Below are 19,791 nucleotides of genomic sequence, written 5' to 3'. Positions count from 1 at the left end.
AGGTGGTCTCGTGGTCCGCGCCGCAGCCTACGAAGAGCGAGTGAAGCGGGTCGTCTGCTACGGAATCATGGCTGACATACTCGACGTCCAACTGCATGCGATCCCCGAAGCCATGCGAGCTGAACTGCTTCAGTATCTGACCGACGGTGCCGTCGCCGAGCTCAATGACTTCGTCAGCCGCGCCACGTCTTCGAGTCTGCTTTTGCAATGGGCTCTCACCCAAGGGCGACACGTGACCGGCAAGCAGACTCCGTTCGAAATCTTCAATGCTTATCGAGCGTACGAGACTGCGTCTGTCTCCCCGCTGGTGACGCAAGACGTGCTGCTTCTCCACGGCGACGGGGACCACTACATCCCCAACCGCCAACTTGTAGACCAGATCGCGGCACTGACGCAGGTGCACTCGCTGACCGCTCGCGTCTTCACGGCGCTCGAATATGGACAGAATCACTGCCAGGTTGGCAACTACGGTCTCGCCCTGAACGAGATTACGAGTTGGCTGGATCGGCTCCGGCGTCGAGATGATGTCTTTGCTGAGGTCCCGGTACCGCGTTAGATGGTGGGGCGGGCGGGGCTCGAACCCGCGACCAGCGGATTATGAGTCCGCGGCTCTAACCAACTGAGCTACCGCCCCGTGGGCTCAACACCCGAGCGAGAAGTCTACCTGGGGGACCAACGGCCCATCGCGGTGCCCGCAGAAATATGTCCCGAGGGTGAGGCAGATAGCTATATGGCATCTCCTCCCGTCTCGGGACATATTTCAACGGAGTCAGTCCTCGGTAGACAAAACTTCAGTGACGAATGAGGTCACTCGACGTTGAAGCTCGGCAATACGCTCGGCGCGCAGAGCCTCTAGGTCGGTGCCCTTGTGATAGGCCGGCGGCAGCTGGCGGGCGTTACGGGAACACCCAAAGTTGTTGCATACCAACGCTCCTAGGGTCGAGCCGCGGCGTCCGGCGGAACCACCACGTCGGACCGTGTACAACACCGCCTCGTTGGTGAGGTTGACGTCGTTGCACCAGGAACACATCGCGCGACCGCGAGGCTTTGCCTCCGCGCGGGTCAGGAGCAGGGTGACCAGACCGGCATCCCGTTCTACGACGACGTAGGAGCGTCGTGGGATTTTGCGATCGCGCCAGCCGTAGAACTCGAGACGACTGAAGTCGACGTGGTCGAAGTCCTCGGCGAAGGTGACCCGTTTGACCTCACTGCGAGTGGCGCCACGGAAGGCGGCGAGGATTTCGGACTGAGTGTATGCGTGCATGAAAAGACCATCCTAAGAAGAGGAATTTGGAGCGAGCTCCAAGAAGGAATCGAGGTACGACGACACAGCCGATCGTGTTGATCGGCTGCGGGGCGCGGCTATCTGGTGGCGGCGCGTTTCGCGCCGACCGCCTCCTCGATTCGTGGGATGGTCACCCGAACACACTAGCGCAGCCGTGCAAGAGATTTTGGCGCGGACGCGGCGAGCGAATCCGCGTTTAATCGGGCGCCTGCGACAATCCAGTGATGACGAATATGGCCGACGATGAGGCACGGTCGATGCCGCCTGGCTGGACGGTGCTCTCCGACGATGATCGGCAGCGGTACTGGTCAGCTTTTGAGCTCAAGTTCGGCGAATTTCGGCCGGGTGTCGAGGCCGAGAATTGGCCTGCGATCAGTGAGCCTGTTCCATCTTTGACATTCGATCTCTCGGTTACGACACCGTCGCCCGCGTGGGCGGCCCGCTTCGACGCACTCAATGCCGAGGCGCTGAGATGCTTTGTCGAAGAGTTCGCTGACGCAGAGTGGGTCGTTCTCGATTGGCAGCATGATGGATACCGTTTCGATCCGGCAAGGCACGCGGGCGCTTTCGGTGCGCGGTGGGAGGTATCGGTCTATCCCGACGGTGACTACTATCTGTTTGCTCGGCCCGACTTAAGCGAGGGCACCTTCGGTCACCCCTGGGAGCAGACTCTCTGTGTCTTCGGATCTCGGCTGATTGGCACGCTCGGGCGGACGTTGTCGACCTGGCTACCACTCAAACGGGTTGACGGGCAACCGCTTTCGTCGTGGAGTTAGTTCAGAGCCGGAATTCGTTTGTAGCAGGAGAATTGCACCGCTAGGTTTTTCGAATGGACGTCACCGTGCGCCGGGCAGCACCGGCAGATGCCGCCGCCGTCGCACGGGTGCATGTGCGGTCGTGGCAGGTTGGCTATCGGGGCCTAATGGACCCGGATTACCTGGCAGCGCTTGATCCCGACGAATGGGCTCAGCGGTATACGTTCGATGTCGATACCCCGGTGACACTCCTCGCGATCGAGGCCGACCGGGTTGTCGGCCACACGACGGTATCGACAGCGGGGCAGGTCGGCGAGGTGTGGTCGCTGTATGTCGACCCCGAGCGCTGGGGGAACGGGATCGGCGGCGTTCTGCTCGCCGCCGCGACTGAGCTATTGCGGGCCGCAGGTTTCGACGCCGCCGAACTGTGGGCGTTACGGGGCAACGAGCGCGCGATGGGTTTCTACCGCTCGAAAGGATGGGCGCCGGACGGTCGGGTACGCGAAGAGCGCGGACGCGGTGGGATCGTGCACGTGGACGAGTGCTTTGTGTTGTCGCTGAACTCGTGACGTGGAATCTAACCCGCCGCGGGAACCAGCCACACCTGCTGCGTTCGCCACGCCAGAAATGCCAGTAACGCGCAGATGGTGGCACGGATCAGATCGCCACTGCGACCCGAACGCGCGGTGGCCCAACGTAATCCGACCATGCCGAGCACAGCCACGGTTGTCGCGTAGCCAACGAAGACGGCGGGCCGGGCGGGGAGGTGACCGGCCCGCCACGATATGAATCCGCCTGTGACCCAACAGAATATGACCGCTCCGAGCGCCATGCCCCCTATGTCGGGCCACGGACCGGATGGTCCAAGCGCAGCCCGCTTCGCAGCGAAAAGTGCTGCGCTGCAACAGATAACGATTATCGCCAGGCCGACGGTGGCATTCATCTCGATGACCGCGCGGCACGACGACGTCGGGACACTTGAACGCGGAAGAGCCAGGTAGACAGTCCAGTCAACATCAGCAACAGTGGGGTGAGGCCGAGCACGCACCAGGCGATCCGCCACCACGGATTGACCGCGAATCCGTAGTGCAAGGCCGGTTGTGCCCAATCGCTGAGTACCGCGTTCGACACGGTCGGCGGACGCCCCTGAAACACCTCGACATGGCGAGCGTCATGGGCGTCGACGCCCACGAGTCGATTTCCGTGGAAATTCGAACTGTATCTCCATAGGTCTGGCCCGCCGTCGAGCACATAGAAGGAGTAGTAATCCTCGGCTGAGCTGGGCAGCCGCGCCCACGTCACGGTCGAGCCGGCGAACGTTGCTCGGGCAGCCGCCATGGCGTCGCCGATACTTATTCGCGGCGCACCGGCAGCGACTGTCTCCATCGTCGATGGTTGATCGTCGGTTGATTGTCCGCCTGTCGTGGCGAGCCATAATTTCGAAACGGCCGGAACTTCGAAGTTCATCCCGGTTAGTCCCCAGATCAGTAAGGGAATGACCGCGACCAGTCCGATCACGTTGTGAAGATCGACGTCGCGCGCATAGCGTCCTTTGCCGAGGCGGACACGGAATCCGTGCCGCCACCGCTTGAGTCCGGGGTACCAAATGATCAGACCCGATATCGCGAGGAAAACAGCGAGCAAGCCGGTAAGTGCGAGTATCAATCCGCCCCAGGTGAGCCCCGCGGTTGGCTCCCATGTGGCGATCGGTGTCGGCTTGCCGGGCCATGCTTGATAACCCGCATAGCCTTCGCAACTGAGCGCGCAGTCGTGCAGGTTCTCCAGAAAGCCGACGACACCGCCGTATACGTTCGCGTGGCCGTTAACCGTGCCGGTGTCGGCGTCGACGAAATAGGTATCGCTGTCGGAAGCGTCGGTGCTGAGTTGGTACACCCCGTCTTTCAGCGAGACATAGGAAGTCTCGAAATTGGGATTACTGCGCTCTACCGCACTGATCGCGTCATCGAATCCGACCTGGGTCGGCGCCGCGGTCGAGTGATAGAGCTCGGGGGAACTGGCGCGGAGCAGTTCGGGTTCATAGACCAGGATTGAGCCAGTGGTGCACTCCACTACGAGTATCAGTCCGAACACGATGGATAGCCATCGATGCGACACGATGAGGATGCGCCGCAACGGTTTTCGCGCGCGCTTGGATGTCTTCGTGGTTCGTCGGGATGTCTTTCGGGCCGGTTCATCGCTAGGCGCTGCCGATGACGGGGCATCTGCGACAGTCGTAGGATGATTTAACACGGCAATTAGGCTAGCATCGCCTAATTGTTTGGCTTGCTAAGGGCGTGGCGAGCCGTGTAGGTCTCGGTACCCCACAGCTAGATCGAGGTAGACGACAATTATTGCCGCGTAGCCCATTTCAGCCGTGGGGTAGTTGCCGCTTACCAGACGCCCCGCAGTCGGTGTGGTCAGTCGATCGGAGCGTAGGCAGTCCATCCATATTCGCCGACGGTCACCTTCTCGCGATTCACCGACGACACTCGCCACGGGCAATGGTCGTGCGTTTCCCAATTGAGCAATCGCCCGTCGGCAGTGATATCGAGTTCAACGCAACCGGCCCGTGAATCTTGTTGCGCTCGTTCCGCCAAATACGCCGACAGCCACAATGCGAACGTGGCGGTCAGTATTTGCTTCGGCAGTACTGCTTCGTAGGGGAGAACTAGCGTGGAGACCTCGCGGACTGGATCTTTAGTGACCGCCAACTGCTTTGTCGATGGGGTATCGAGGCGAATCGCCCACACGTCATATGTCTTGTTCGTGTCTCGCGGACCGGCAATGGCTGCGGGTGCGAGCATCACACCCAGCGAACACACCACGATCAGCACCAGCGCAACTCGCGTCGCAAGTTTCACCACAACCCCAATTCGATCCAACAAATGATGTCGACATTATAGCGGATATCAACACCCGGTCCCCTGGAGGCGGCGACACTCCCGAAGACACAAAAAAACCGCCTGTAATCAGGCGGTTTTGTTGCTCCCCCGACTGGACTCGAACCAGTAACCGTTCGATTAACAGTCGAATGCTCTGCCAATTGAGCTACGGGGGATTGCTTTTGGCCGTCGCGAAGAACTCACTTGGACCGAGAAGAAACTTTAGCGTATGGATCGGCCGGAGGACAAAACGCCTGGTCACTCATCCCAGATCCCAGTCGTCTCCAGATGCGCCAGCAGGCGAGTGGCTCCGTCGTCGAACTGGCGTTGCGTCTGCGCGACGATCTGCTCCTTGTCGCCTACGCGGTACGCGGTGATCAATCGATCGTGGCTGTCGATGGCGACCTGACCCCAATCAGGGTCGCTCGCGTACAGCTGCGTCGGCGTATAACGCGTCGCGCCCATCAGGAACCAGCTCAGTTTTCCGCTATTGGCGATCACGTTGTGCCGACGATGGAATTCGAATTCGGCTTCGATCACCCGGTCGTGAGATCCACGCGAAACTGCCTCGCGCAGTTGGTCATTCAAGCGGGACAACTCATCGAGCTCGCCAGCTGTCACCACGTCGGCAATCCGCAGTGCCAGCTTTACCGCGATCTGGGATTGTAGCCAGAACAGGTCGCCGACGTCGGTCCGGGACAACTCGGCCACCGCATAGCCGCGATGGGGGACCAGGTGCACCATGCCCTCACCTCGCAGCGTCAGCAGCGCCTCGCGCACGGGGGTAACACTGACGCCGAGTCGAGCGGCGGCTTCGTCCATGCGGATGTATTCGCCCGGTCGGAATTCGGCTGCCATGATCGCGTGCCGCAGATCGGCCGCAACCTCGTCGGAGAGTTGCGGCCGACGTGGCCGTCGGCGAGGAAGGGTCACGGGCACCTGGGGACTGTCAGAGTCCGTAGGTCTTCCCGACGACGTCGCGCTGGATCTCATTCGTGCCACCGTAGACGGTCGAGATGATCGCGCCACGCATTAGGCTTTCGGCGTCGAATTCTGTGGCATATCCGTAACCGCCCATCATCTGCATGCCGTCGATGGTCATTGCCTTCGACGTCTCGGTGGTCTTCAACTTCACCATTGACGCTTCGCGCGGGAAGATCTTGTCCGGGCTGGCATCTGCCTTCTCCGCGAGGCTGTAGACGAGCAGCTTGGCGCATTCGATTTCGGTGGCGTGATCGGCCATCCGGTGCCGCAGCGCCTGGAAGGTGCCGACCGGGCGGCCGAACTGTTTACGTTCGGTGATGAATTTCAACGTGTCGTCGAAGGAACGCTGCGCGACACCGAGTTGCATCGCGCCCAGGATGAGCCGTTCGGTGTTGAGCCCGGCCATCAGCTGATTCCAGCCGTTGTCTACCTCGCCGACGACGTACGCGTCCGGGACGAAACAGTCGGTGAAGTACAGATCGTTGACTTCGCGTCCGCCGAGTGTGTCGATGCCCTGAATCTTCAGACCCGCTGTGCCGGCGGGGATGTGGAACTGGGTTAGGCCCTCGTGCTTCTTTCCGGACCGGTCGGTCCGCGCGATGAGCAGGATCGACTTCGCGAAATGGCCATTGGAGCACCAGGTCTTCTGGCCGTTGATCAGCCAGCCGCCGTCGACCTTTTCCGCGCGGCAGGTCAGTGCTCCGACGTCGGAGCCGGCTTCCGGTTCCGACATCGAGATGGCGAGTGAATCACCCGCGACCACGCCGGTGAGCACATCCTTCTTGAGTTCTTCGCTGGCGTATTTGGCGTACGCGGCCGCGGTGATGAACGTTGGCCCGACGCCGCCAATCGGCGCGCCACCGCGCATAGTCTCCTCGAGGAAGATGCACATCTCGACGTTGCCCGCTCCGGCGCCGCCGTATTCCTCGGGCACGATGATGCCTGCCCAGCCCAGCGCGGCCATCTTGCGGTACAGCTCCTCGGAATGAAGTTCGGCTCCATTGCCGGTCAGCGCATCACGCTGTGCGCGAGTCCCCGCTTCCCGCTGGCAGAAATCTGCCACCGACTTGGCGAATGCGCGTTGTTCCTCGGTGAAATGCACGTGCTTCCTCTCCATGACTGGCTATCGAATGACAGCCTCGAATGCCGCGAACGCTATCACATATATGTGATAGGTAGCGGTGGTGTGGAGGCGCTGAATGTGGCGGTCGCTACATTGGTCGCCATGGCCAAACGTCCAGGCTCGTCCGACTCAGCGAACGACGGCGCGGGAAACGACCCAACCGATGCTGATATGACGTCACCGACCTCGGATGATTTTCTCGCCGAGAATCGCGCGAATCGCGCTAAAGCGCGCGACGAGGCGGCGGCGAAGGAGGCAAAGGCGCAGGCTAAGTTGGCTAAGAGGGATAAGACGACCGGCGCTGATACGGAGGACGATCGACGTCCCCGGAAAATCGACTCAAGGCCGAAAACGTCTAGGGTGCGTAGCTCTCGGGTCGTCACCGGGCTGCTCGTCGGGTTATGCGTTGCAGTGATCGCGCTTGCAGCGCTGGCCGGGTTTTTTGGTTATCGGTATTACGAAACGCGGGACGAACTCGCGGCGCAGAGCGCGTCGTCGCAATACGGCAAAGACGCGATGGACACCGCCCGGCGGTACGCCGCGACGATCGGCACCTACGATCCGGACAACTACGCCGATCTTGACCGCCGCATCCGGGGGATTTCCACGCCCTCGTTTGCCGACTCGTACATAACGTCGTCACAGGATGCGCGCAAGGGCAACACCAATGCACGCGGCGCGTCCAAGGCGGAGTCGAAATATGCTGGTCTGGAATCACTTTCGGCCACCAAAGCAGTTGTGCTGGTAACCCTTGACCAAGTGGTGAAGGTGCCCGATCTCCAGTCTGCCGAGCCGAATGGGATCCCGTACCAGTCCCGGGTGAAGATTACGCTCAAGCGCGATGGTGATCGGTGGCTGATCAGCGACCTGGAGACCGTTTAGCGGCTAGGGCGGAAATCGGTTGAGGGACTATTAGATTAGACGTTCCGCGCGTTGGCATCGCCCAACAGGAACTCGCAGATCAGCGCGCTCAACAGTGCTGGCGGCGCGGGCCGGGACACCCGGGTGAGGTCGAAGGCGATACTCAGTGCGGCATGCACCATGAACCTCGCCTGCCCGAGCGTGAGTCCTGGTCGTGACTGCACAACCCATCCGGCCCACTCGTCGATATTACGCCGCTGCTGCCTACGCAACTCGGCTCGCTGGCCCGCCTCGACATGACCGATCTCGGCCATGTACACACCGATGAGTTGCGCACTCCCCGAACATAATTCGACGTAACTCGACACCAATCGGGTTACCGCATCCACCGGTGATCGCGCCTGAGCGAGCGCGTCGTCGATGGCCGCGATCATCCGATCATTCGCTCGCCAGAACGCGGTCTGCAGGATCGCCGCCTTGTTAACATAGTGCCGATAAACCCCCGACGGGGGCATACCCGCGCACCGCGCGATGTCCTCGATAGACACCTCGCGAAAGCCGTGTTCTGCGAACAGTGGAATCGACTGTCGCAGAATCACTTCGCGCTTCGATGCCGGCGCGAGCCCGACTGGATCGGTTGACGGAGTTGGGGTCTCCGCCAACCCGGGGAGATCGATGTCGACCATCCGCAGGGCGTTGGACACCAGGATCTGTTCTGCCTGCTTGGCGGGCAGTGGTGCGCGGTGTGTCGACGGGCTGCCAGCCGCGCTTATCGCGGCCGCGGCGAGCGCGTCGGCTTGGGCCGTCGATGCCGCTGTCCGGCCCTGATCTTGCCGCAAAGCTATAACGGCGGCCCGGACGCGACGATGCTGGCTGATGACCACCTGGCGAACGTAGTCGGCATCGTCGGGTGCCAGGAACTGCGACTGCCAGCGATATAGGCCACCACCTCGGTTGGCCAAGGTGGTTGTAACGAGGGCCCGCAGCATCGCGTCGAGTGCCGCGCGCGGGTCGTCGCCCGCGTTGGGTACGTCGACCAGCGAGTCACGCAGCGCGTCGGCGAGACGCCGCGACGTCTCGGCGAATAATGCGTACTTGGTGGGGAAGTGCCGGTAGAGCGCGGGGACCGAAATGCCAACCTCGGCGGCGATCGCCTCCAGCGTGGTGCTGTGGTAGCCGTGCACGCTCAGAGTTCTGGCCGCGACGTCCAGGATGACTCCTCGTCGATCTGCCGGGCGTCGACGCACACCGACGGCCGGTGTGGTTGCTGAGGACGGCGACTGCGCTGGCATGCACCGAACGCTACCTGATCGGCGCATTCACCCGAGGAAAATCGCCCGCAAACATAAAAGTGGTGTTCAAGGGCTAGAAGCCGACTTATAAGTTAGTCGATATTCTCGTGCGCTAGCTCACACGTGTGCTACAAATACTCGCGAAGGGTGCAGACGATCCGCAGCGCCGTCAACTCGACATTGAGGGATACATGACCGCCAACATCGACATCATCGACGGCGTCGGGACCGGCGTCTCCGACGACGGCATCGCGCGTATTGTGATCAGCCGCCCCGAGCGCATGAACGCCCTCGATGGAGCCGCATCGGCGCGTATTCAGAGCGCTTTGGGGCGTTGGGCCGACGACGATGCGATCCGGGTCGTCGTCATCGATGGTGCGGGTGGATCTTTCAGCACCGGGGCCGATGTCGTCGGCATCGCGTCGACGGCGTCGGAACAGCCGTCCGGTGGCCTTTCCGACGAGCAGGCGCGCGGGATTATCGCGGGCGGAACAGATCTCGCTCTTGCGGTCCGTGAGGTACAGGCGCCGGTGATCGCGTCGGTCGACGGAGCCGCCGCCGGCATCGGGGCATCGCTGGCCGCGTCCGCAGACCTGATCTATGCGACGCAGCGCTCGTATTTTCTGCTGGCCTTCATCAATATCGGACTGATGCCCGACGGTGGGGCATCGATGCTATTCGCGGCGGCGCTGGGCCGGGCGCGCGCGAACGAATTGGCACTGCTCGGCGAAAAGCTATCGGCCGCAGACGCATTCGATGCCGGACTGGTCAATCGCGTAGTCGCCGACCGTGTCGAACTCGACGAGATCGTCACTCAGGTTGCCGGCAGATTGGCCAAACGCTCACCGATGGCGATGCGGATGACCAAAGCTGCCCTGGACGCACATACCTTGGCCGGACTGCAGGCCGCTCTCAAACGCGAATTGTCCGGACAGACAGCACTTTTGCAATCACCGGAGTTTCAGGCAGCACTGTCGGCTTTCACCGGCAAGTCAAAGCACTGACTCCGCCACCTCAACAACTGCCAGATTTTGACACAGGAGAGTAATCGATGACATCGACGATAGATATCGCCACCAATCTGAACGCCGAGCCACTGCGTTCGCGGCGTAACCACTGGAATAACCAGGTACGTCGGCACGCGGCGATGATCGGCAACGAACCAGCGTTGCGGTTCATGGGTAAGACCACCAGTTGGAGCGAATTAGACCGTCGTGCAACGGGATTCGCCGCAGCGCTCGCGCGCCGAGGAGTCGCATTCGGCGACCGTATTCTGATCATCATGCTTAACCGCAGCGAGTATGTGGAGGCGGTGCTCGGTGCCAACTTGATCGGCGCGATTCCGGTACCGGTCAATTTCCGGATGAGTCCGGCCGAAGTGGGCTTCCTGGTCGCCGACAGTGGCGCTCGCTGGATTCTCACCGAGACGATGCTCGCACCGCTCGCCGACGGCGTGAAAGCGGCGACCGGCGCGGTAGACGAGATCATCGAGGTCACCGCTCCCGGCGCGCCCGCGGGCGACGGGCACCTCGACTATGAGGCGCTGGTCGCCGAGGACAGTTCCGACCTCCCGGTCGTCGACATCCCCGAAGAGACCACCGCGCTGATCATGTACACCTCGGGTACCACCGGAAAACCCAAGGGCGCCATGCTTTCCCATCAGAACCTGCAGGCGCAGGCGGTTACCTGTATGCACGCGCTGTCGACGCAGCACAACGATATTGGCGCCTGTGTTGCCCCGATGTTCCACATCGCCGCGCTCGGTGCGATGACTCCGCTGTTCTACGTCGGTGCGCTGACGGTCATTCATCCACTCGGGGCATTCGACCCGGACGCCATGCTCGACGTCATCGAGGCGGAGAAGATCACGTCGATCTTCTTGGTCCCGGCTCAGTGGCAGGCGGTGTGCGCCGCGCAACAGGCACGCCCGCGTGCGCTCAATCTGCGCGTGATCAGTTGGGGCGCGGCACCGGCATCGGACACGGTGCTCAACGCGATGAACGAGACTTTTCCCGACGCGATGAATGTCGCGGTCTTCGGGCAGACCGAAATGTCGCCCATCACCTGTGTGCTCGAAGGAAAAGACGCGCTCCGCAAGATCGGCTCGGTCGGCAGGGTAGCGCCGTCGGTGACCGCACGTATTGTCGATCCGACGATGGCCGATGTTCCCGACGGCGAAGTCGGCGAAATCGTCTATCGCGGCCCCGGCATGATGAGCGGCTACTGGCAAAACCCGCAGGGGACCGCTGACGCCTTCGCGGGCGGCTGGTTCCACTCGGGCGACCTTGTCCGACGAGACTCCGAGGGCTTCATCTATGTCGTCGATCGGGCCAAGGACATGATCATCTCCGGCGGAGAGAATATCTATTGCGCCGAGGTGGAGAACGTGTTGTTCGGCCATCCGCGGATAGCCGAGGCCGCCGTTATCGGTCGTGCACATGAGAAGTGGGGCGAAGTGCCGGTCGCCGTTGTCGTGGTTGCCGACGGTGGCGATCTGACGATCGCCGACATCGAGCCCTATCTCAACGAGAATCTTGCGCGCTACAAGCATCCGAAAGAGATCGTGATCGTCGACGAGCTGCCGCGGAACGCTGGCGGCAAGGTGGTCAAGCCGACGCTGCGCAACTCGTACGGCAGTAAAGACGCCGGGCTCGCGAACTGATGTCATTGCTGGTCAGGGGATGATCAGCACAACAGAACTGTAACGTGTTTCAATTTTGCCATTCAGTGACTACGCTCACAAGGTAGGCGGGAGTACCCCGCGACCATGAGCGTGAAATGAGGTTTGTGACGTGAAGACTAAAGGTGCCCTGCTGCGGGAACTGAACTCACCGTGGGCGATCGAAGAGATTGAGATCGGTGACCCCAAGGCGCACGAGGTCAAGATCAAGATGGAAGCCGCTGGCATGTGCCACTCCGACCATCACCTGATGACCGGTGGCATCCCGATGGGCGGATTCCCGATACTCGGCGGTCACGAGGGCGCTGGCGTCATCGCCGAGGTTGGCGCGGGGGTCAGCGATTTCGAGGTCGGCGATCACGTTGTGCTGTCGTTCATTCCATCGTGTGGCAAATGTAAGTCGTGTCGGGCCGGCCTGGCCAACCTCTGCGACTTCGGTGCGATGCTGCTGCAGGGTGAGGCGGTCTCCGACCACACCTTCCGCATCCAGACCGCCGCGGGCGAGAACGTTTACCCGATGACCTTGCTGGGCACCTTCTCGCCGTACATGGTGGTGCACGAGGCATCTGTGGTGAAGATCGACAAAGACATCCCCTTCGAGGTCGCTGCGCTTTGCGGTTGTGGCATCCCTACCGGATACGGATCATCGACCCGCAGCGGCGACGTCCGCCCGGGCGAAGATGTCGCTATCGTCGGCGTCGGTGGCGTGGGCACCGCCGCTCTTCAAGGTGCGGTGATTGCCGGCGCGCGTAACGTCTTCGCGATCGACCCGGTCGAGTGGAAGCGCGAACAGGCGTTGAAATTCGGTGCGACACAAGCGTTTGCGACGGTCGAAGAGGCCATGAATGAAATTGGCAACGCCACCGAGTGGGGGATGTGCCAGAAGGTTATCGTGACCGTCGGTGAGGTACACGGCTCCGACGTCGACACCTGGATGAGTATCACCGCCAAGGCCGGTACCTGCGTGCTCACCGGTATGGGCAACATGATGGACACCCAGGTCACCCTCAACCTGTCAATGCTGACCCTGCTGCAAAAGAATCTCCAGGGTTCGATTTTCGGTGGCGCCAACCCCAAACTGGATATTCCGCTGTTGCTGTCGATGTACAAGGCGGGCAAGCTCAACATCGCCGATATGATCACCCGCCAATACCGCTTGGACCAGATCAACGACGGCTACCAGGACATGCTCGAAGGCCGCAACATCCGCGGCGTCATCCGGTACACCGAAGAAGACTGGTGATCTGCGGGCAGTAACCGTGCACGGGTAACGTCACTGCGGTGGCGCTCTTGGACGAACTCGCGAACTGGCCAGTGGACAATGTCGCCGGTGCGGTGATCGCAGCGCAAGCGAGAGGCAATAGTGGGGTCGTCGAAACATTCGGCGACCCCACCGCTGTCTTCGAATTGGCATCGGTGACGAAACCGCTTGTCGCGCAGGCTGTTCTGGTGGCGGTCGAGGAGGGAGCGATCGAACTCGACGACGCCGCCGGTCCGCCCGGCGCCACGATCGCGCATTTGTTAGCGCATGCTTCGGGAATGGCCTTCGATAGCCGCGAGGCGGTTGCCCCGGTCGGCGCAGAGCGAATCTACTCCAGCGCCGGATTTGAACTGTTGGCCGAAACTGTCGGTGCCGCAACCGAAATCGACTTCGCCGAGTACCTGCACGAGGCAGTATGTGCGCCGCTGGGAATGTCGCGAACAGAACTGTCCGGCCCCGCCGGACACGGCGCGCGATCCTGCGTCGCCGACCTCGCGGCATTCGCGGGCGATCTGCTCGCGCCGACGCTGATTTCGGCGGAGTTGCATACGAAGGCGACGTCGGTGCGGTTTCCCGGCCTCGATGGGTTCGTGCCCGGATACGGTAAACATCGCCCCAATGACTGGGGACTGGGCGTCGAGATCCGCTCGGCCAAGCATCCGCATTGGACCGGCGAGAATAACTCGCCGGCGACGTTCGGGCATTTCGGCCAGTCGGGGACGTTCATCTGGGTCGACCCGCGGTTAGGGGCGGCGTGCGTAGTTCTCACTGACCGAAATTTCGGTGCGTGGGCGAAACCGCTGTGGAGTGAATTCAATACACGCCTGGTATCCGAGCTGTCGGCCTAACCGCATACGTCCCGACATGAGGTAACCCTTACCTTGGAGTAGGGTGAGGCCGTTCGGGTTCTTATCGAAGGGTTACCGATGGCACGAGGCATTCAGGGAACGCTCATGCGAGCGTTCGGCGCGATTGATCACGAGGCGACCGTCGTCAACGCCGTTGATCTGACACCGCATTGCCGCCGAGTTCGATTCCGGTCCGACACGCTGTTCAACGAGGCGGCCGCCGGACCCACCGCGTGGATTCGTGGCTGGTTCCCGAACGACGAGGGTGCCGAATTCCAACGGGGCTACACCCTCTCCGAGGCTGACCCGGAAACCGGCGAGTTCGCCATCGATTTCGTGCTGCATGAGCCGTCGGGTCCAGCGTCGGCGTGGGCGGCGAAGGCCGAACCCGGTGCGACGCTGATGGTGGTCTCGATGGGATCTCGGCCATTCGAGGTGCCCGCGGAGAATCCGCCGACCGGCTATCTGCTCATCGGCGACGCGGCGTCGGTGCCAGCGATCAGCTCGATTATCGGCGTCGTCCCGCCGGAGATTCCGATCGAGGTGTATCTGGAAGAGCATGATCGCGCCGATCGCGATTTGCCGCTGTCGGCACATCCGCGGTTGCGGGTGCATTGGGTCAAACGCGCCGATGCGTCCACGCTGGCGGCGGCATTGGAATCGCGCGACTGGAGCAACTGGTACGCGTGGACCGCACCGGAATCGGGTTCGCTCAAGGAGATTCGCGCTCGTTTACGCGAGTTCGGATTCCCCAAGTCGGAGATTCATGCGCAGGCGTACTGGGCGCAGGGCAAAGCTATGGGCAAGGAACGCGGGCCGGATGAGGCCGGTGCCGCGCAGGTACCCGTGGTGGACACCATCGAACCGGAGCAGGTGCCCTCGGAGGTGGCCGGGGCGGCGTCGACATCGGATCGGGCCAAACCTGAAGTGATACAAGGCCAATGGCGCGCCAACGCCGCCGGCAAACTGCTCGCACCACTGCGGGGCACCCTCATCGTGGCCGGAATACTGCAGGCATTGGTGACGATCGTCGGGCTAGCGCCCTTCGTCGTACTCGTCGAATTGGGTCGGCGACTTGTCGCGGGAGCGCCATCGTCGGAGCTGTGGTCGGTCGGCATAACCGCGCTGATCCTGATCGGCGTCGGGGCATTGCTGGAATCCGCGCTGCAACTGTGGTTACACGCGGTAGACGCGCGGTTCTCCCGCGACTTGAGACAGCGACTGCTCACCAAACTGTCGAAGCTGCCGCTCGGCTGGTTCTCCGAGCGCAGCGCGGGCAGCATCAAGAATCTGGTCGCGGACAACACACTGTCACTGCACTATCTGGTGACCCACGCCGTAATCGACGCGGTGGCAGCGGTGGTCGCCCCGATCGCCGTGCTGGTGTACCTGTTCACCGTCGACTGGGGCATCGCGCTATTCCTGTTGCTCCCGGTCCTGGGATATGTCATCACCATGTGGCGCATGGTGGTCGCGTCGGAAACCAAGATCGCGTTGTCGCAGACGTGGGCGGAGAAAATGAACTCCGAGGCGGCGTCATACCTGAACGCGCAGCCGGTGATTCGAGTATTCGGCGGCGTGATGGCGTCGAGTTTCCGGCGCAACCTCGATGATTACATCGGCTTCCTCGAAGACTGGCAGCGGCCGTTCGTGAAGGCGAAGACCGTCATGGATCTGGTCACCCGGCCGACGACATTCCTGTGGCTCATCGCGACCGTTGGCACGTTCTTCGTCATCTGGGGCTGGGCGGCGCCGCTGGACTTGCTGCCATTCCTGTTGCTGGGCACCACATTCGGTGCACGACTACTCGGCATCGGCTATGGACTGAGTGGATTGCGCACCGGCATGATCGCGGCCCGGGATATCGCGGTCACACTCGACGAGCCGGAGTTGCGGACCGGGAGCGATGCCGCCGCCGCGACCGAAGTGCCAGCGGCTCAGGTTGATTTTTCCGACGTGACTTTCGGCTACCGATCGGATTTGCCGGTCCTCCATGAGATTTCGCTGACGCTGCGGCCAGGTACGGTGACCGCACTCGTCGGGCCGTCGGGGTCGGGGAAGTCGACGTTGGCCGCGTTGCTGGCTCGTTTCCACGACGTCGACGCCGGAAGTATCGCGATCGGTGGTCGAGATATCGCCACGCTGGATACCGACGAGCTCTACCAGCATTTGGGATTCGTCCTACAACAAACGCAATTGGTTCGAGCGACCGTCGCGGAGAATATCGCCTTAGCCGCGCTGGACGCACCTCGCGAACGGATCGAGGAGGCGGCGCGCGCTGCCAATATCCACGAACGGATCATGGCGATGCCCCGCGGTTATGAGACCGAACTAGGACCCGACGCCGCGTTGTCCGGTGGCGAACAGCAGCGGTTGTCCATCGCGCGAGCGTTATTGGCCGATGCGCCAGTTCTCATCCTCGACGAGGCAACGGCTTTCGCCGATCCAGAGTCGGAATACCTTGTGCAGCAATCACTGAGCCGTCTGGCGGCCAACCGGACCGTACTGGTGATCGCGCATCGACTGCACACCATCGTCGATGCCGACGCGATCGTCGTGCTCGACGGTGGCCGGATCGTCGAATCGGGCACCCATGACGAATTGCTTGCCGCCGGTGGACGATACCGCTCGATGTGGGCTTCGCTCAGCGACTCAACCACGACAGGAGCACAGCGATGATTCGCACTCTGCTTTCACTTCTTCCAGCGCAGAGCCGTCCCGGGCTCACACGCTTCCTCGCACTGGCGATCGTTTCGGTGATCGCACGTGCGGTCAGTGTTGTGGTACTCGTGCCGTTGCTCTCGGCGCTCCTCGACGGCGAGAATTCCACCGCTCTCGCCTGGGTCGGTGCGCTGACGGTCGCGACCCTGGTGGGGTGGACCGCCGACAGTGCGGCGTCGAAAGTTAGTTACGACCTCGGCTTTACTCTCCTCAATAGTGCGCAACACGGTGTGGCGGAACGGCTTTCGCGTATCAAGCTGACTTGGTTCTCGGCGTCGAATACCGCCACCGCTCGGCAAGCGATCGCCGCTACCGGTCCGGATCTGGTCGGTGTCGTCATCTATTTGGTGGTGCCGTTGCTCAGTGCGGTACTGCTGCCCATCGTGATCGCGCTAGCGCTGATTCCCATCGCCTGGCCGCTTGCGATCGTCGCCGCGCTCGGTGTGCCGCTGATGCTGGCCGCACTGTGGGGGACCGGCGCGATCAGCCAGCACGCCGATCATGTTGCCGATGAAGCGAATTCGGAGATGACTGAGCGAGTCATCGAATTCGCGCGGACCCAGCCAGCGCTGCGGATAGCACGACGCAGTGGTGCCGAACGCAGTTTGGCCGGTGACGCTGTCGCGAATCAGCATGGCGCATTGCTGCGACTGATTCTGATGCAGATTCCCGGGCAACTGCTATTCAGTCTGGCCAGTCAGATCGCATTGTTCGCGTTGGCTGGTACGGCAGCGTGGCTGACGGTACGCGGCGACCTTTCCGCCGCACAAGCGGTCGCGTTGATCGTGGTTGCGGTGCGCTACCTGGAACCGTTCACCGTAGTTGGCGAACTGGCCGGTGGGCTGGAGACCATTCGGATTACGTTGCGCCGCATCGGAAGCGTGTTGCAGGCGCCGATTGACTCCGAGGGTACCGCTCAGCCGGCGCAGTCCGGTCGTGCGCCAAGAATCGAGTTCGAGAAGGTCAGTTTCCACTACGGTGATCCGGCGTATCCCGTGCTTGACGAGCTTGATCTGACCCTCGACGCTGGAGCGGCAACCGCGATCATCGGTCCGTCCGGATCGGGAAAGAGCACGATCCTGAGTCTTGTCGCTGGACTCCATGAACCGACGGCCGGTCGGATACTGATCGACGGCGTCGACTCCACCGAACTAGACCTCGCCGCGCGGCGATCCCTGGTGAGCATGGTGTTCCAGCAACCGCATCTGATGCCCGGCACGATAGCGGACAATATCCTCGCCGGGCACCCGGAGGCATCGACGGAGGCGGTGGCACGGGCCAGCGGTCTCGCGCGCGTCGACGAAATCACCGACCGACTGCCCGATGGCGCGCAATCGATGGTCGGTGAGGGTGGCGGATCGCTGTCCGGCGGTGAACGTCAGCGGGTCAGCATAGCTCGGGCGCTGCTCAAGCCGGCGCCGATTCTGCTGATCGACGAAGCGACGAGCGCGCTGGACAACGAGAACGAGCGCGCCATTGTCGACGCGCTGTCGGCCGGCGATGAGCGGACGAGGGTGATCGTCGCGCATCGTCGAGCGGGAATTCGCAATGCCGATCGGGTAGTGGTGATCGATCGTGGCCGGGTCGTCGAGTCGGGCACGACTGACGAACTTCTCGCCGCCGGTGGCCGATTCGCCACCTTCTGGGAGCATCGCGGAGCGGCGGCATCGTGGAAGATCACCGAGGAAGTCTGAGTTCGAACCTCTCAAATCACATCGTGAACGGGCGGCACTAGCGCAACACGGGCAACATAAGGCACAATAAGCAACAGAAGTGTGATATCCGGTCGTCGAGGTGTGTTGGGGAAGACGTTCCTCGTCGAAACCGGAGGTGATCTACTGTGCGCAACCTAGACCAGTTTGCGGACATGACAACAGGAGTGGTGTACATCCACTCGGCGCCGGTGGCGCTGTGCCCGCATGTTGAGTGGGCCTTGTCGTCGACCTTGAACGCGCGAGCGAACCTCAAGTGGTCGGCGCAGGAAGCTACCGACGCTAATACGCAACGTGCGACGGTTGATTGGGCAGGCCCGGTCGGAACCGGAGCACGGTTGGTCAATGCGCTGCGCGAGTGGTCAGCGGTGAGCTTTGAGGTAACCGAGAACGCCAGTGAGGGCGTCGACGGTGAACGCTTCAGCTATGTGCCCGGCCTTGGACTGTGGCGCGGTGCGATGAGTGCCAACGGCGACGTGATCCTGGGCGAGATGGAGTTGCGGTCAATGCTCGACGCCCAACCCGACAGCGTCGGCCTGGCCGGCGCCGTCGAGGCAGCACTCGGCACCGCATGGGATGCGGCGTTGGAGCCATATCGAATGGGCGGTGTCGGGGCGGAAGTGACCTGGCTGCGGCAACGGGTGGGGTAGAACACTAAGAGGTTGTGGTGTCCGGCCGTTTGCGATCGTCCGTCGTCGGCGCACCCGGTAGGTCGGCGACGCGCAGTGGCCCACCAGCCGCTATTTCTTCTACGCGTCGCGAGCGTCGGCTCAGCGGGGTGTCTGGTGCGGTATCCAGTACCAGTTGTTCGGTTGCGGTGTAAATCGAAACCGACAGTTCGCCGTCGCCGCGTTCGGTCAGTACCTCGATGGGAATCCGAACCGCGACTTCCCATGTGTCGTCCTCGACGATGCGGTGCCCACGGAATTCTTCGGCGCTATCGCGTGAGTCGGGGATGCCGACGCTGAGTCCCGGATCAGGCAGAGGCGCCAGTGCCACGACGAGATTATTGGCTCGAACTTCGAGGAATGATGTGCCACGGACGGTCGGCGCGGTAGACGGCCCGACGTCGACGACGTTGCTATTCAGGACGTCAATTCGCTTGCCGCGCACTTGAAGTCGTAGTCGCAGGCTCTGTGACGATGAGTTATCTGCCTGGTGAATTGGCACCTGGGGTCCCCGGTTCTTACGTCTGTTCGGTGGGCCGTGCAGTGCGAGGGACGCCTCGACGCTGGGCTTGGCACGTCCCGTCTGTTCTCTCCGCGCCGCCGCGGGCGTGAGCCCGTCTTTGCGGAGATTTCGTGGAAAGCCATCCGGATACGCGCCGCCGGACGGCTCTCGGTCGAGATTCTTTCGTGGGTATTCGATGTGCTCGTTCATTGTGACG

The 19,791-nt window shown here is 62.1% G+C and carries 19 protein-coding genes and 2 tRNA genes; 11 read left to right on the top strand and 10 right to left on the bottom strand.

What is annotated here, in order from left to right:
* The coding region (locus GOEFS_RS14110) for an alpha/beta hydrolase (protein WP_007318601.1) at positions 1-556 on the top strand (556 nt) is incomplete at its 5' end.
* A 1-nt stretch (position 557) separates the two neighbouring features.
* On the opposite strand, the gene GOEFS_RS14105 is transcribed toward GOEFS_RS14110, so the two are convergent.
* Positions 558-634 (bottom strand) — tRNA-Ile (locus GOEFS_RS14105).
* A gap of 135 nt (positions 635-769) precedes the next feature.
* Positions 770-1,264, bottom strand: a complete 495-nt coding sequence (locus GOEFS_RS14100; RefSeq protein ID WP_007318600.1) for an FBP domain-containing protein — start codon at positions 1,262-1,264, stop codon at positions 770-772.
* Between the two features lie 245 nt (positions 1,265-1,509).
* Between GOEFS_RS14100 and GOEFS_RS14095 the strand changes: the two genes are divergently transcribed.
* Both GOEFS_RS14095 and GOEFS_RS14090 read left to right on the top strand, forming a co-directional pair.
* The gene (locus tag GOEFS_RS14095; RefSeq protein WP_040525165.1) at positions 1,510-2,061 is read left to right on the top strand and encodes a DUF2716 domain-containing protein; all 552 of its coding nucleotides are present in this window, start codon (positions 1,510-1,512) and stop codon (positions 2,059-2,061) included.
* Positions 2,062-2,114: 53 nt separating this feature from the next.
* Positions 2,115-2,609: a GNAT family N-acetyltransferase gene (locus tag GOEFS_RS14090; RefSeq protein WP_007318598.1), complete on the top strand. Its 495-nt coding sequence runs from the start codon at positions 2,115-2,117 to the stop codon at positions 2,607-2,609.
* A gap of 8 nt (positions 2,610-2,617) precedes the next feature.
* On the opposite strand, the gene GOEFS_RS22530 is transcribed toward GOEFS_RS14090, so the two are convergent.
* From GOEFS_RS22530 to GOEFS_RS14060, 6 genes are all read right to left on the bottom strand, one after another.
* On the bottom strand, positions 2,618-2,983 hold the full coding sequence (locus GOEFS_RS22530; protein WP_050949910.1) for a hypothetical protein: 366 nt from the start codon (positions 2,981-2,983) through the stop codon (positions 2,618-2,620).
* On the bottom strand, positions 2,980-4,290 hold the full coding sequence (locus tag GOEFS_RS14080; RefSeq protein WP_245549853.1) for a PepSY-associated TM helix domain-containing protein: 1,311 nt from the start codon (positions 4,288-4,290) through the stop codon (positions 2,980-2,982). Before GOEFS_RS14080 ends, GOEFS_RS22530 begins: the two co-directional genes overlap by 4 nt.
* Positions 4,291-4,457: 167 nt before the next feature.
* Positions 4,458-4,922 (bottom strand): hypothetical protein, encoded by a 465-nt coding sequence (locus GOEFS_RS14075; protein WP_170323179.1) that lies wholly within the window; start codon positions 4,920-4,922, stop codon positions 4,458-4,460.
* Positions 4,923-5,025: 103 nt separating this feature from the next.
* Positions 5,026-5,098 (bottom strand) — tRNA-Asn (locus GOEFS_RS14070).
* 82 nt (positions 5,099-5,180) lie between these two features.
* A complete protein-coding gene (locus GOEFS_RS14065) occupies positions 5,181-5,915 on the bottom strand; it encodes a GntR family transcriptional regulator (RefSeq protein WP_040525162.1) in 735 nt (244 codons plus the stop codon).
* Positions 5,872-7,008 (bottom strand): acyl-CoA dehydrogenase family protein, encoded by a 1,137-nt coding sequence (locus GOEFS_RS14060; RefSeq protein WP_245549856.1) that lies wholly within the window; start codon positions 7,006-7,008, stop codon positions 5,872-5,874. The genes GOEFS_RS14065 and GOEFS_RS14060 overlap by 44 nt, the downstream gene beginning before the upstream one ends.
* Between GOEFS_RS14060 and GOEFS_RS14055 the strand changes: the two genes are divergently transcribed.
* Positions 6,892-7,911, top strand: coding sequence for a hypothetical protein (locus GOEFS_RS14055; protein WP_245549857.1), 1,020 nt, complete (start codon positions 6,892-6,894; stop codon positions 7,909-7,911). The two genes, GOEFS_RS14060 and GOEFS_RS14055, sit on opposite strands and share 117 nt — an antisense overlap.
* A gap of 35 nt (positions 7,912-7,946) precedes the next feature.
* Here the strand turns inward: GOEFS_RS14055 and GOEFS_RS14050 are convergent, their stop codons facing one another.
* A complete protein-coding gene (locus tag GOEFS_RS14050) occupies positions 7,947-9,182 on the bottom strand; it encodes a TetR/AcrR family transcriptional regulator (RefSeq protein ID WP_040525160.1) in 1,236 nt (411 codons plus the stop codon).
* 191 nt (positions 9,183-9,373) lie between these two features.
* Between GOEFS_RS14050 and GOEFS_RS14045 the strand changes: the two genes are divergently transcribed.
* From GOEFS_RS14045 to GOEFS_RS14015, 7 genes are all read left to right on the top strand, one after another.
* Positions 9,374-10,186 carry an enoyl-CoA hydratase/isomerase family protein gene (locus GOEFS_RS14045; RefSeq protein ID WP_040525176.1) on the top strand — a complete coding sequence of 271 codons (813 nt, stop codon included), beginning with the start codon at positions 9,374-9,376 and terminating at the stop codon, positions 10,184-10,186.
* 47 nt (positions 10,187-10,233) lie between these two features.
* The gene (gene fadD5, locus GOEFS_RS14040; RefSeq protein ID WP_007318589.1) at positions 10,234-11,844 is read left to right on the top strand and encodes a fatty-acid--CoA ligase FadD5; all 1,611 of its coding nucleotides are present in this window, start codon (positions 10,234-10,236) and stop codon (positions 11,842-11,844) included.
* Between the two features lie 130 nt (positions 11,845-11,974).
* On the top strand, positions 11,975-13,105 hold the full coding sequence (locus GOEFS_RS14035; protein ID WP_007318588.1) for an NDMA-dependent alcohol dehydrogenase: 1,131 nt from the start codon (positions 11,975-11,977) through the stop codon (positions 13,103-13,105).
* A gap of 38 nt (positions 13,106-13,143) precedes the next feature.
* Positions 13,144-13,971, top strand: coding sequence for a serine hydrolase domain-containing protein (locus GOEFS_RS14030; protein WP_007318587.1), 828 nt, complete (start codon positions 13,144-13,146; stop codon positions 13,969-13,971).
* A gap of 78 nt (positions 13,972-14,049) precedes the next feature.
* Entirely contained in the window at positions 14,050-16,650 is a 2,601-nt protein-coding gene (locus GOEFS_RS14025; protein ID WP_007318586.1) for an ABC transporter ATP-binding protein/permease, read from the top strand.
* Entirely contained in the window at positions 16,647-18,386 is a 1,740-nt protein-coding gene (locus tag GOEFS_RS14020; RefSeq protein ID WP_007318585.1) for an ABC transporter ATP-binding protein, read from the top strand. The genes GOEFS_RS14025 and GOEFS_RS14020 overlap by 4 nt, the downstream gene beginning before the upstream one ends.
* 146 nt (positions 18,387-18,532) lie before the next feature.
* On the top strand, positions 18,533-19,054 hold the full coding sequence (locus tag GOEFS_RS14015) for a DUF3145 domain-containing protein (protein WP_007318584.1): 522 nt from the start codon (positions 18,533-18,535) through the stop codon (positions 19,052-19,054).
* 4 nt (positions 19,055-19,058) lie between these two features.
* On the opposite strand, the gene GOEFS_RS14010 is transcribed toward GOEFS_RS14015, so the two are convergent.
* The gene (locus GOEFS_RS14010) at positions 19,059-19,784 is read right to left on the bottom strand and encodes a hypothetical protein (protein ID WP_007318583.1); all 726 of its coding nucleotides are present in this window, start codon (positions 19,782-19,784) and stop codon (positions 19,059-19,061) included.
* Between the last annotated feature and the right edge of the window lie 7 nt (positions 19,785-19,791).

Source organism: Gordonia effusa NBRC 100432 (assembly GCF_000241305.1).
GTDB lineage: Bacteria > Actinomycetota > Actinomycetes > Mycobacteriales > Mycobacteriaceae > Gordonia > Gordonia effusa.
The sequence above is the reverse complement of the archived record's forward strand: the minus strand, read 5'-3'. Positions and strand labels throughout refer to the sequence as shown.